The sequence below is a fragment of the Paraburkholderia sp. SIMBA_030 genome (assembly GCF_046535245.1).
GTDB lineage: Bacteria > Pseudomonadota > Gammaproteobacteria > Burkholderiales > Burkholderiaceae > Paraburkholderia.
The window spans coordinates 1-12,433 of sequence record NZ_JAWRXB010000018.1; the positions used below are offsets into that span (position 1 = coordinate 1).

Annotated in this window: 10 protein-coding genes; 5 read left to right on the forward strand and 5 right to left on the reverse strand. The window is 63.1% G+C overall.

The window, feature by feature from the left end; genetic code table 11:
- From SB772_RS27540 to SB772_RS27555, 4 genes are all read left to right on the forward strand, one after another.
- The coding region (locus tag SB772_RS27540; RefSeq protein WP_410836337.1) for an ABC transporter ATP-binding protein at positions 1 to 707 on the forward strand (707 nt) is incomplete at its 5' end.
- The gene (locus tag SB772_RS27545; protein ID WP_410836338.1) at positions 704 to 1,561 is read left to right on the forward strand and encodes an ABC transporter permease; all 858 of its coding nucleotides are present in this window, start codon (positions 704 to 706) and stop codon (positions 1,559 to 1,561) included. The genes SB772_RS27540 and SB772_RS27545, both read left to right, overlap by 4 nt.
- Before the next feature lie 44 nt (positions 1,562 to 1,605).
- Complete coding sequence (locus SB772_RS27550) at positions 1,606 to 2,586, forward strand: ABC transporter substrate-binding protein (protein WP_410836339.1); 981 nt, start codon at positions 1,606 to 1,608, stop codon at positions 2,584 to 2,586.
- 20 nt (positions 2,587 to 2,606) lie between these two features.
- Complete coding sequence (locus SB772_RS27555) at positions 2,607 to 3,938, forward strand: amidase (protein WP_410836340.1); 1,332 nt, start codon at positions 2,607 to 2,609, stop codon at positions 3,936 to 3,938.
- Between the two features lie 42 nt (positions 3,939 to 3,980).
- Here the strand turns inward: SB772_RS27555 and SB772_RS27560 are convergent, their stop codons facing one another.
- Both SB772_RS27560 and SB772_RS27565 read right to left on the reverse strand, forming a co-directional pair.
- On the reverse strand, positions 3,981 to 5,441 hold the full coding sequence (locus SB772_RS27560; protein WP_410836341.1) for an NAD-dependent succinate-semialdehyde dehydrogenase: 1,461 nt from the start codon (positions 5,439 to 5,441) through the stop codon (positions 3,981 to 3,983).
- A gap of 1,074 nt (positions 5,442 to 6,515) precedes the next feature.
- Positions 6,516 to 7,805, reverse strand: a complete 1,290-nt coding sequence (locus tag SB772_RS27565) for a 4-aminobutyrate--2-oxoglutarate transaminase (RefSeq protein WP_410836342.1) — start codon at positions 7,803 to 7,805, stop codon at positions 6,516 to 6,518.
- A 116-nt stretch (positions 7,806 to 7,921) separates the two neighbouring features.
- On the opposite strand from SB772_RS27565, the gene SB772_RS27570 reads away from it, so the two are divergent.
- A complete protein-coding gene (locus SB772_RS27570) occupies positions 7,922 to 9,439 on the forward strand; it encodes a PLP-dependent aminotransferase family protein (protein WP_410836343.1) in 1,518 nt (505 codons plus the stop codon).
- Positions 9,440 to 9,526: 87 nt separating this feature from the next.
- Here SB772_RS27570 and phnE read toward each other — a convergent pair whose 3' ends face one another.
- Genes phnE through phnC form a run of 3 tightly spaced genes read right to left on the reverse strand, consistent with a single transcriptional unit; the run spans position 9,527 to position 12,281 of the window.
- Positions 9,527 to 10,375, reverse strand: coding sequence for a phosphonate ABC transporter, permease protein PhnE (gene phnE / locus SB772_RS27575; protein WP_410836344.1), 849 nt, complete (start codon positions 10,373 to 10,375; stop codon positions 9,527 to 9,529).
- The gene (gene phnD / locus SB772_RS27580) at positions 10,372 to 11,349 is read right to left on the reverse strand and encodes a phosphonate ABC transporter substrate-binding protein (protein WP_410836345.1); all 978 of its coding nucleotides are present in this window, start codon (positions 11,347 to 11,349) and stop codon (positions 10,372 to 10,374) included. Before phnD ends, phnE begins: the two co-directional genes overlap by 4 nt.
- A complete protein-coding gene (phnC, locus tag SB772_RS27585; protein ID WP_410836346.1) occupies positions 11,346 to 12,281 on the reverse strand; it encodes a phosphonate ABC transporter ATP-binding protein in 936 nt (311 codons plus the stop codon). Before phnC ends, phnD begins: the two co-directional genes overlap by 4 nt.
- Positions 12,282 to 12,433: the final 152 nt, after the last annotated feature.

Genomic DNA, 12,433 nt, shown 5'->3' on the forward strand with positions numbered 1-12,433 from the left:
TCGGCGGTCTCACCTTCGACATCCACGAGCGTGATTTCGTCAGCATCATCGGGCCGTCGGGCTGCGGCAAGACGACGGTCTTCAATGTGATCGCGGGGTTGCTCGAGGCCGATAGCGGCGACATCGTCTATCGCGGTCAGGCCGTGGATGGATTGCGCGGCAAGGTCGGCTACATGATGCAGCGCGACCTGTTGCTGCCGTGGCGCACGGTGCTGCAAAACGTGCTGATCGGCCCCGAGCTGTCGAAAATGCCGGCGGCGCAGGCGCATGAGATGGCGATGGAATACCTCAATACGTACGGCCTCGCCGGCTTTGAAAATGCTTATCCACGCATGCTGTCCGGCGGCATGCGCCAGCGTGTGGCCCTGATCCGCACGCTGATCAACGATCCCGACATCATCCTGCTCGACGAGCCCTTCTCGGCGCTCGACTATCAGACGCGCCTCTATCTGGAAGGTGTGCTGATGGAGGCGGTCGAGACGTTCCACAAGACCGTCGTGCTCGTCACGCACGATATCGACGAAGCCGTGGCGTTGTCCAAGCGCGTCGTGGTGCTCGGCGGGCGGCCTTCGCAGGTGAAGAAGATCTACGACATCGACATTGGCGCGCGCTCGCCGATCGGCGCTCGCAGCGATCCGAACTTCGCGGGCTATTTTCACGCGTTGTGCGGCGAACTCGATATCCAGACCGAGGTGAGGGCAGCATGACGCAGTCCGTCTCCATCGATAAAGGCGCAACGGTGCGGCGCACTCCGAAGGCACGGCCGCGGCGGCTCGTGCTCGATAGCGGCTGGGGCCGCTCGCTGCTGCAAATCGCGGCGGTGATCGCGTTCTTCGCGATCTGGGAAGGCGCGGCGCGTCTCGGCTGGGTATCGAATTTTCTGGTCGGCTCGCCTTCCAAAATTCTCGACGCGCTGTTGCGCGACATGCGGTCTCATCAACTGTTCATCGATACCGGCTACACGCTCTTCGAAGCCATTCTCGGTTTCGTGTTCGGCACGGCGGCCGGCTCGGTGTGCGGGCTCGCGCTCTGGTATTCGCCGTTCGTTGCGCGGCTGATCGAGCCGTTCATCGTCGCGATCAACAGCGTGCCGAAGATCGCGTTCGCGCCGATCGTGATTCTATGGTTCGGCACCGGGCTGATATCGAAGGTCGCGCTGGCGATTTCGCTGACCGCCATCGTCGCGCTGATTGCGGCCTACGAGGCAGCGAAAGACGCCGATCCCGATCTGCAGGCGCTGCTCGTTACGCTCGGCGCCAACAAGAACGACGTGTTCATGAAGGTGGTGGTGCCGTTCACGCTGCCGTACGTGATCTCCACGTTCCGCATCAACGTCGGCTTCGGCCTGGTCGGCGCGGTGGTGGGCGAATTCATTTCATCGGAGAAAGGGCTCGGGCACATGATCTTCACCGCGTCGAGCCTGTACGACCTCAACACGGTATGGGCGGGGCTCTTCGTGCTGATGGCGATCGGCTTCGTGCTGTACTTCCTGATCGACCTCATCGAGCGCAAGTTGCTGCCGTGGCGGCAGGCGTCGAATACGACCACGCTGAAGGTTTAAACGCATTTCCGGCAGTCCAACCACTTCTATCCCAGGACAGGACGATGGCATTCACAGCAAAAAAAGCGCTCACGGCGTTGACCACGGCTTTGGCATTGACCGTTGCATCCGTTTCCTCGCCGGCGTTTGCCGCCGACAGGAAAGTCACCATTTCGCAGGCCTTCCAGTCGATGCTCTATCTGCCGCTCTATGTGGCGATCGACGGTGGCTTCTTCACGAAGGAAGGGCTCGACGTCACCAAGCAGACGGCGGGCAGCCCGAGCGCGGCGCTCTCGGCGGTGCTGTCGGGCAGCGCCGATTTCTCGCTGCACGGGCCGGAGTGGACGGCGGTCGCGGCGGAGAAGGGTGCGGATGTCGACATCATCGCCAACGTCGTGAACGGCGCGGCGGTATGGATCGCGGCCGCGCCCGACATGAAATTCAACAGCATCAAGGACGTGAAGGATCAGGTCGTGGTGTCCGGGCAGATGCCGACCACCAGCACGTCGCTGTTCTTCAAGTTGTTGAAGGAGAACGGCATGTCGCAGAGCGACGTCAAGCTGATTCAGGTGCCGCTTGGTTCGGAGATCGGGCCGCTGGTGGCCGGGCAGTCGAAGATCGCGGTGATGTATGAGCCGGGCCTCGATCAGGCCGTGGCGAAGGGCATGAAAGTCGTGCTCGGCTTTCCGAAGCTCTATGGCGAATACGCGTTCTCGTCGATTTCGGCAAAACGCAGTGTCGATCCGGATGCGGCCGCGCGGTTCGTGAAGGGGCTGCAGAACGCGCTGCGCTACATGCAGAGCAACCCAGCCGAAACGCAGGCGATCGCGCGCAAGGAATTTCCGACGCTCGATCCGGCGGTGGTGGACGCGGCGGTCAAGCGCATGCTGGCCGAAGGCGTGTATCCGAAGAACGTCGACATTACGCCGAAAGCGCTGACGGTTGCGATGGATACGCAGATCGCGCTCGGCAACCTGAAGCAGCAGCCGAAGTACGATACATTCATCGTCCACAGTTATATCCAGCCCGCGCTTGCCGCGAAGTAAGACTACTTGCCGACGCTCTCATGACTACGTTCGATCAATCGCCGACCATCGGCGACATACGTGCCGCGCTAGCCGCGGGTGACGCCACCGTGGCGCAATACGTTTCAGGCGCTTACGATGCCGCGCGGAAATCGCAAGCAACGTTGCACGCATTCTGCTACTTGCCCGATACGCCGCCGGTCAACCTCGCCGATGCGAGTGCGCCGCTCGCCGGTGTGCCGGTCGCGGTGAAGGATGTCATCGACACCGCCGACATGCCCACCGAGTTCAACTCGGCGGCCTATAAGGGACGGCGTCCCGGGCGCGATGCGTGGGTCGTGGCGCGCTTGCGGGCCGCCGGCGCGTCGATTCTCGGCAAGACGGTGACCACCGAGTTCGCGTGGCGTCATCCGGGGCCGACGGTCAATCCGTGGAACGGCGCGTTCACGCCGGGCGGGTCGTCGAGCGGATCGGCGGCGGCGGTCGCGGCCGGTATCGTGCCGCTCGCGCTCGGCACGCAGACGCAGGGCTCGGTGATCCGCCCGGCGGCTTATTGCGGCATCGTCGGTTTCAAGCCCACGTACGGCACGATTGCGCGAACCGGTGTGTTGCCGCTGGCGTGGTCGCTGGATCACGTCGGACTGTTCGCGCGGCGCGTCGCGGACGTGGCGTATGTGTTGAAGCTGGTTACAGGCGCGGATGCCGCGGATCCGCATGTTTCGCATGTGACCCCGGTCGCGCGCGGCGCGGGCACGCGGCGCATCGGCGTGTTGTCGAAACAGGCCGGCGGTGCCATTGAACCGGCGCAGCAGGCCGCGCTCGACCGGCTCGCGGCGCAGCTCGCGCGCGACGGCGCTGAGATCGTGACGGTGGATTTGCCGCAGGAAATCTTCGAGACGCCGGCGCACGCGCTGCAATTGATGGCGGTGGAAGCGGCGATCACGCATGGCGAACTGATCGATCGCACGCCCGAACTCGTGAGTCCCGCGATGCGCGGTCTCGTCGACGATGGGCGCACGCTGCCGGCCACCACCTACGCGAAGATCAAGGCGGCGCAGCTGCCGATGGCGCAGCGCTTTCATGTGTGGCTCACGCAAGCCATGGCGCTCGACGCGCTGCTGGTGGCGCCCGCCACGGGCGAGCCGCCGCGCGGCCTCGACTATACGGGCGATGCCTCGTTCTGCGCGCCGTGGACCTTCCTCGGCGTGCCGGCCGTGACGGTGCCGGTGGGATTCGGGCCGTCGGGCCTGCCGCTCGGCGCGCAACTGGTGGGCGCCGCGCAAGGTGACGCCGGGTTGCTCACGTTGGCGGAGTGGGTCGAGGCGCGCACGGGTTGGGAACGGCTACGCGCGACAGGATTTCTGTCGGCGTAGTTTCCAGCGTAAGTTCGATATTCGAGCCTTTACAGTAAAGGCTCAGATACCGCCGACGCACATGTACTTGATGACCACGTAATCGTCGATACCGTAGTGCGAGCCTTCGCGGCCGAGACCGGATTGCTTGACGCCGCCGAACGGTGCCACTTCGTTCGAGATGAGGCCGGTGTTGATGCCGACCATGCCATATTCGAGGGCTTCGGCGACGCGCCAGACGCGGCCGATATCGCGGCTATAGAAATACGACGCGAGGCCGAATTCGGTATCGTTGGCGAGGCGGATCACTTCCTCGTCCGACGAGAAGCGGAACAGCGGCGCGAGCGGGCCGAACGTTTCGTCGCGGGCGACCAACATGCCCGGCGTGACATCCGCGAGCACTGTCGGCTCGAAGAAGCCGTGGCCGAGTGCATGACGCTTGCCGCCGGTGAGGATGCGTGCGCCTTTGGCGAGCGCGTCTTCGATATGCGATTCGACCTTGAGCACGGCTGCTTCGTTGATGAGCGGACCTTGCGTGACGCCGTCTTCGGTGCCGCGGCCGACCTTCAGTTGTTCGACTGCGTCGCGCAGTTTCGCGGCGAACGCGTCGTAGACTTTATCGTGCACGTAGAAGCGATTCGTGCAGACGCAGGTTTGGCCGCTATTGCGGTATTTCGACGCGATGGCGCCGGCGACGGCCGCATCCAGATCCGCGTCTTCGAAGACGATGAACGGCGCGTTGCCGCCGAGTTCGAGCGACACTTTCTTGACGGTCGGCGCGCACTGCGCCATCAGCAGACGGCCGACCGGCGTCGAGCCGGTGAACGACAGTTTGCGCACGACCGGGTTGCCGGTCAGTTCCGCGCCGATGGCTTTCGGCTCACCGGTGACGACGTTGAACACGCCGCGGGGGACGCCCGCGCGTTCGGCCAGCACGGCGAGCGCGAGGGCTGACAGCGGCGTGGCTTCAGCCGGTTTGACGATGATCGGGCAGCCGGCGGCGAGGGCCGGACCGACCTTGCGGGTGATCATGGCTGCCGGGAAATTCCACGGCGTGATGGCTGCGCAGACGCCGATCGGTTCTTTCGTCACGACAATGCGTTTGTCGCCTGCCGGCGTGGGGATGGTGTCGCCGTTGACGCGTTTGCCTTCTTCGGCGAACCATTCCAGGAATGAGGCGGCGTACTGGATTTCGCCTTTGGCCTCGGATAGGGGCTTGCCTTGTTCGGCCGTTAGAATTTGCGCGAGGTCGTCGGCGTGCTCAAGCATGAGGTCATGCCATTTGCGTAGTATCGCTGCGCGGTGCTTGGCCGTTGTTGCTCGCCATGCTGGCCATGCTGTGTTTGCTACGTCGATCGCCCTGCGGGTTTCAGTTGTGCCCATGCGGGGCACGGTGGCGATTGTTTCGCCTGTGGCCGGGTTTTTTACTTCGAAGGTTTTACTGTCGTCGGCCTGTTGCCATTCGCCGGCGATGTAGGCTTTTGTCTTTAAAAGGGTTTTGTCTTTTAAGGTCAGTATCGTCATTTTGTCGTGCTCCGCGTAGTTTGGATTTTGATGGTGTTTTTGCTTGCCCGGCGGCTTATGTCTGTGTGCCTGCGGTGGTGGCCTTTCCTTGATTTGTTAGTGGTCTATTAGGTGGTGGCCTTTCCCTGATTTGTTAGTGGTCTATTAGCGTTCCCCCTGTGCGGGGGGGCACCTACTTTTCTTTGCCGGCCGCAAAGAAAAGTAGGCAAAAGAAAGCGGCTTCACACCGCTAATTCTTAAGCGGGTCCCCTGGCTTGGAGGAGGTAGTGGAGCATCTGGAATCGGTGTTCTCGCACACTCCGCGCTGGTGACAAGGCAGTCATTTTTCCGGCGGCGCTACGCGCGCCGTGGCGGTACTTCACAAGACCGACCTCCATTTTCGCGTCAATGTTTCGCTTGATGTGTCCGGCGGCGTTATGCACGTCGTAGCGGTACTTCACAAAACCGTCGGACCCTTCGGGCGCTTTCGGCGTCGGCGGTGGTTCACGCATAACGGTTTGCCTTTGCTGCGCTAGCGTAACTCGCGGCGACGTTTCGTTCGGCGAAGCGGCCCGCACTTCCGCAGTCCGGCGCCTCGCCGAGGCGAAGCCGATGGCCCCCACCACGCGCAAACGAAGCCACTGGTTTCCCTGGCAGACCCGTCCGCGGCGCACGTAGTGCGAGGCGGGAAGAATGATGCCGGAGGCGCCAATCCGCTATCGGTGTTGTGAAGTACCGCCACGGCGCGCGTAGCGCCGCCGGAAGTATGACTGCCTTGTCACCCGCGCGGAGTGTGCGAGAACACTGATTCCAGATGCTCCACTACCTCCTCCAAGCCAGGGGACCCGCTTAAGAATTAGCGGTTTGAGCCGCTTTCTTTTGCCTACTTTTCTTTGCGGCCGGCAAAGAAAAGTAGGTGCCCCCCGCACAGGGGGAACGCTAATAGACCACTAACAAATCAAGGAAAGGCCACCACCTAATAGACCACTAACAAATCAAGGAAAGGCCACCACCTAATAGACCACTAACAAATCAAGGAAAGGCCACCACCGCAGGCAAACAGAACATGAGCGCCACGAAAGGCAAAAAAAACCCTTAAACAGCGACCGCCACGGTCTCCTTAACCACCTCTTCAAGGATACCCAAAGCCTCATCGAAGACAGAATCCTGAATCGTGAGCGGAAACAGGAACCGAACGACGTTCGAATAAACCCCACAAACGAGCAACAACAACCCGCGCTCAAGCGCACGAGCCTGCACCCGCTTGGTGAACTCCGCATCCGGCTCGGAACCACCTGCCTTGCAGAACTCAACAGCCACCATCCCCCCCGGCCCGCGCACATCGGCAATCTGCGGAACCTCGCCCTGCAGCGCGACCAGCTTCGCTTTAACGCGATCTCCCAATACAACAGCCCGCTCGCAGAGCTTCTCTTCATCGATGATATCGAGCACAGCATGCGCAGCAGCAACCGCCAACGGGTTACCGGCATAGGTGCCGCCCAGCCCACCAGGCGCCGCAGCATCCATCACGTCGGCACGACCCACCACACCCGACAACGGCATGCCGCCGGCCAGGCTCTTGGCCATCGTCATCAGATCGGGCACCACATCGTAGTGATGCATCGCAAACAACTTCCCGGTACGGGCAAAACCCGTCTGCACTTCATCCGCGATCAGTAAAATCCCGTGCTCATTGCACAACTTCCGCAACGCGCGCACAAACTCGGCCGGCGCGGGATAAAAACCGCCTTCGCCCTGAACCGGTTCAAAAATGATCGCCGCGACACGTTTCGGATCGATGTCGGCCTTGAACAGAAACTCGATCGCCTTCAGCGAATCGGCCGTCGTCACGCCGTGCAGCGGATTCGGGAACGGTGCATGGAACACGTCGGAAGGGAACGGACCAAAGCCGAGCTTGTACGGCGCAACCTTGCCGGTCAGCGCCATGCCCATCAGCGTGCGGCCATGAAAACCGCCGGTAAAGGCAATCACGCCCGGGCGGCCGGTCGCAGCGCGGGCAATCTTGATCGCGTTTTCAACCGCTTCGGCACCCGTCGTGAAGAATGCCGTCTTCTTCGGATAGTCGCCCGGCGCGCGTTGATTGATCTTCTCAGCCAGTTCGACATACGACGCATACGGCACGATCTGATACGCGGTGTGCGTGAAATGATCGAGCTGCTCGCGGATTGCCGCCAGAATCTTCGGATGACGGTGGCCCGTGTTGCACACCGCAATGCCCGCAGCGAAGTCGATGAAACGGCGGCCCTCGACGTCCCACAACTCGGCGTTCTCGGCGCGCTCAGCGTAGAAATCGCACATCACGCCCACACCACGCGGCGTGGCGGCATCCTTGCGGCTCTTCAGGTCAGCATTCTTCACAGTCATCTCCTCACTCCTCGGTTCTCGCGGACGCCGCGCCCTCAGCGCAGCACATGCAGCGACTATAATGAGATTTGGCTCTTAACTTCAGAGCCATTTCAATAAAAATATAGGAGCCAATCATGCGCGCGAGCGTTTTGTCCGACTGGCTGGCGCAGCGCCTCGATCGTGGCAACGGCCAGCCGATCTATCGTCAGCTGCACCGGCTGTTGCAGCAAGCGATTCTGTCGCGCGAATTGCCGGCGGGCACGAAGGTGCCATCGTCGCGTTTGCTGGCGCAGGAACTGGGCATCGGGCGCAATACCGTCACTCAAGTGTATGAGCAGCTGGCCCTCGAAGGCTATGTGAGTTCGGCGACCGGGCGCGGCACCTTCGTCGCCGATAGCGCGCCGGACGAAATCGTCGGCGCGCCCGATGCGGAGGCGCACGCGGCGCGGCTCGAGCCACTCCCGCTCCCACTGCCGTTGCAGGCCAGGCGCGCGCTGTCCACGCGCGGCGCGAGGCTGATTGCCGGCGCGGGCGTGTCCAAGCGTCAATGGGGCGCGTTCATGCCGGGCGTGCCGGACGTCACGAAGTTTCCGGCCCGCGTGTGGAGCCGCTTGCATAACAAGTACTGGCGCCGGCTGCGTCCGGACCTGCTGACTTATGCGCCGGGCGGCGGTCTGGCACTGCTGCGGCACGCGCTGGCGGACTATCTGCGCACGTCGCGTTCGGTGCGTTGCACGCCCGAACAGATCGTCATCACGACCGGGATTCACCAGTCGGTCGATCTGGCCGTGCGCCTGCTGTCCGATCCGGGCGACGTGATCTGGACCGAAGACCCCTGCTATTGGGGCGTGCGCAGCGTCATGCACGTGTCCGGCCTGCAATCGCGGCCGATCGCCGTCGACGAAGAGGGCATCAATCCGTCCGCCGACGATCTCGCGCAGCCGCCGAAGCTGATGCTCGTCACGCCCTCGCATCAATATCCGCTCGGCATGGTGATGAGCCTCGCGCGGCGCCGCATGCTGCTCGAATATGCGCGGCAGAACCAATGCTGGATCATCGAGGACGACTACGACAGCGAATACCGCTACGGCAGCCGGCCGCTGGCATCGTTGCAAGGTCTGGACACGTCCGGCCAGGTGATTTACGTGGGCAGCTTCGGCAAGACGCTGTTTCCGGGTTTGCGCATTGGCTACCTGGTCGCGCCGGAGGCGCTGGCGGAGAGCTTTGCCACCGCCAGCGCGGAGTTGTATCGCGAAGGACAGTTGCTGCAACAGGCGATGCTCGCGGAGTTCATCGCGGAAGGGCATTTCACCTCGCACATCCGCAAGATGCGCACGCTTTACGGTCAGCGGCGCCAGGCGCTGCTCGACGCCGCCGCGCGCCGTTATGGCGATGCGTTGCCGGCAGTCGGCGGCGATGCCGGTTTGCATCTGGTGATGCAGTTGCCCGAAGGCGCCGACGACCGCGCCGTGGCCGCGGCGGCGCTGGAACGCAATATCGTCGTGCGGCCCGTGTCGGGGTATTACGCGCAACCGTCGCGCGCGCCGTCGGGCTTGCTGATCGGCTACGCGTGCGTGCCGGATGAGGAGATCGCGCCGGCCTTCAACACGCTAGCCGATGCGATCGACGCGACGCTCGTGCAATTCGCGTGAGCTTGAGCGTACGCGTGCGCCACCGCTGCAAATCCCGATCGGGATGGCGCCCAGCATGATCCGTGCGCAGGCAACGATGCGCCGCGATCAGGTCACGCGCTCCCGCAGCCACGCGGAAGCCAGATCGATCGCCGTCACGACCACGATCACCATGATCATCACCGCGGCGGTCTGCGCATAGTTGAACGAGCGGATCGACTCGTACAGCACCACGCCGATGCCGCCCGCGCCGACCATGCCGACCACCATCGCCGAGCGCACGTTGGATTCGAAGCGATACAACGCGTACGAGATCCACAACGGCAGCACTTGCGGCAGCACGGCGTAGATGATTTCGTCGAGACTGGTTGCGCCGGTTGCGCGCACGCCCTCGGCCGGACGCGGATCGATCGCCTCGACCGCTTCCGCAAACAGTTTGGCGAGCACGCCGGTGGTGTGCACCCACAAGGCCAGCACGCCGGCGAACGGACCGAGGCCGACCGCGACGATGAACAGCATCGCGAAGACCATTTCGTTGATCGCGCGGCACGCATCCATCAGGCGGCGCATCGGCTGCACGATCCACATCGGCGCCATGTTGTGCGCGGACATCAACCCGCACGGCACCGCGCACACCAGCGAGAGGGCGGTGCCCCACACCGCCACCGACAGCGTCACAACCATCTCGTGCAGATAGTTGCGCCACTCGGTGAAGTCCGGCGGGAAAAAGTCCCTGGCGAACTGGCCCATGTTGCCGGAGTCGCTGAGCAGGTCGAGCGGGCGCATGTCGGCGCCGTGCCAGGCTCCGCCCAACACGGCGAGCACCGCGATCCAGCCGAGCAGCGACAGCCAGCTGCGCTTGCCCGCGGCCGGCGCGGCATGCCGTGCCGCCGCAGCCGACGCCGTGCGCGCCTCGTTCGCGCGCGCCGGCGAGGTGACCAGATCGGCCGTGCTCATTGCTTCGCTGCAGGCGCGTTGAGCGCGCTCAGCTTCGCATCGAGCTCGGCCAGCTGGGTCTTACGGTCGTCGGCGGAAAGATGCGCGTCGCTCTCGATCTTCTGCTTCTGCTGGAACAGCGCGACCTGGCGGATCGGCAGCAACTGCGCATCCGTGGAAGCCGCGAAGCCGGCATAGCCGGTGATCGCCGCCATCACCGCCTTTTCATGCGGATCGGACTTCGCGTAGTTCAGGAAGAAGTTGCGGATCTTGTCCTTGGTGGCTTGCGGCAGATCCTTGCGCCACACCAGCGGGTCCGACGGAATCAGTGGCGAGGTCCACAGCACGCGCACTTGCGCGAACTTGTCCGGATGCTGCTGCTTGAGCGTGTCGAGCTGCTCAGTGTTGTTGGTGGCGATGTCGATCTTGTTGTTCACCACGGCCAGCAGGTTTGCTTCGTGGCTCGACGGCAACACGGTCTTGAACGAGGTGTAGACCGGCGTGTTGTGTTTCGCGAACAGGTAGTAGCCCGGAATCAGCGTGCCCGATGTGGAGTTCGGATCGCCGAAGCCGAGCGTGACGTCCCTGCTGTTCCTGAAGACGTCGTCGAGCGTCTTGAAGCGGCTGTTCACGTTGGTGATCAGCACCGAGTAATAGCCGGCGTTGCCGTTCGCGTACTGGACCTTGGCGAACACCTCGCCTTGCGAGCGATCGACCGCCTGGATCGCCGAGGCGTTGCCGAAATAGCCCACCTGCACTTTATTGAAGCGCATGCCTTCGATGATCCCGGCGTAGTCGGTCGCGAAGAACGCTTTGACGTTCAGGCCGGTTTGCCTGTTCATGTCGTCGATCAGCGGTTCCCAGCGCTGTTTCAGCACGGACGACGAATCAGTCGAGATGATGCCGAGATTGAGGTCTTCAGCTTGTGCGGTGGCGACGCAGGCGAACGCGGCGGCGCCGACGGTCAGCGTGATCAATGAACGCAGGAATTTCATCGGTTGAGATCCGGTTGAGTGGACAGAGTCGGGAAGCGCGCATAACTCGAGTGCGCTGGATTGAGGGCGAACGCGTAACGCGTCGGGGCGGGTGCGTCGTCAGGCGTCGCTGCGGTGCTTTCCGCGGTGTTGGCGCTGTTGGCGGTGTCGTCGAGCAGTTCGTGGGCGCCGTCGCCGTAAAGCTTCTTGAGCAGAGCCGGGGTCAGCGCGGCGGACGGGCCGTCGTAGACGATCTTGCCGCGTCGCAACGCAACGGTGCGCGGGCAATACTGCATCGCGATATCCACCTGATGCAGCGACACCAGCACTGTCAGCTGATGCTCGATGTTCAGCGTATGCAGCATGTCCATGACGCGGCGCGCCGATTCGGGATCGAGCGAGGCGATCGGTTCGTCGGCGAGCACGATGCGAGCGCGTTGCACCAGCGCACGCGCCAATGCCGCGCGCTGCTGCTGCCCGCCGGAAAGGGTGGCGGCGCGTTCGCGCGCATGTTCGGCAATGCCGACTTCATCGAGCGCGGTCATCGACAACGCCCGCTCCGCACGCGGAAAACGCCCGAGCAGACGGCGCCACAACGGCAGGCGTGCCAGCGCGCCGATCAGCACGTTGCTTTCGACCGACAAGCGGTTCACCAAATTGAATTGCTGAAACACGAAGCCGATATCGCGGCGAATGCGCCGCACTTCACGCACGATGCGGCCGTTCTGCTGAATCGGCCGGCCGAGAATCTCGATCCGCGACGGCTGCGCATCCGAGGCGGTGAAGCCCGCGATATGCCGCAGAAGCGTCGACTTGCCCGAGCCCGATGCGCCGATCAGCGCGACCATTTCGCCGGGCTCGACGCGCAAATCGATTTCGTCCAGTGCCTTGCGGCCGTTGCCGAACGTCTTGCTCAGCCGTTCGATACGAATTGCTTCCCGAATCGCGTCCATAACCAAGTAGCCCTTGATGCATCCGGCCGTTGCCGGAATGTGTGGGGCACATTCTAGGAAGCGTGTGTGACGGCTGAGTGACGGCATCGTAACGTCTAGACGACTATATCTTTTAGTGTCCGTTTTGCGTCTACAGCAAGGCAAATTGAAGT

What these genes read in the sequence shown, in the direction of transcription:
- phnE (WP_410836344.1), bottom strand. Translation starts at nt 10,375, where the DNA reads ATGAGCACGGCCGATCTGGTCACCTCGCCGGCGCGCGCGAACGAGGCG.
- phnD (WP_410836345.1), bottom strand. Translation starts at nt 11,349, where the DNA reads ATGAAATTCCTGCGTTCATTGATCACGCTGACCGTCGGCGCCGCCGCG.
- SB772_RS27565 (WP_410836342.1), bottom strand. Translation starts at nt 7,805, where the DNA reads ATGACTGTGAAGAATGCTGACCTGAAGAGCCGCAAGGATGCCGCCACG.
- SB772_RS27560 (WP_410836341.1), bottom strand. Translation starts at nt 5,441, where the DNA reads ATGACGATACTGACCTTAAAAGACAAAACCCTTTTAAAGACAAAAGCC.
- SB772_RS27545 (WP_410836338.1), top strand. Translation starts at nt 704, where the DNA reads ATGACGCAGTCCGTCTCCATCGATAAAGGCGCAACGGTGCGGCGCACT.
- SB772_RS27555 (WP_410836340.1), top strand. Translation starts at nt 2,607, where the DNA reads ATGACTACGTTCGATCAATCGCCGACCATCGGCGACATACGTGCCGCG.
- phnC (WP_410836346.1), bottom strand. Translation starts at nt 12,281, where the DNA reads ATGGACGCGATTCGGGAAGCAATTCGTATCGAACGGCTGAGCAAGACG.
- SB772_RS27570 (WP_410836343.1), top strand. Translation starts at nt 7,922, where the DNA reads ATGCGCGCGAGCGTTTTGTCCGACTGGCTGGCGCAGCGCCTCGATCGT.
- SB772_RS27550 (WP_410836339.1), top strand. Translation starts at nt 1,606, where the DNA reads ATGGCATTCACAGCAAAAAAAGCGCTCACGGCGTTGACCACGGCTTTG.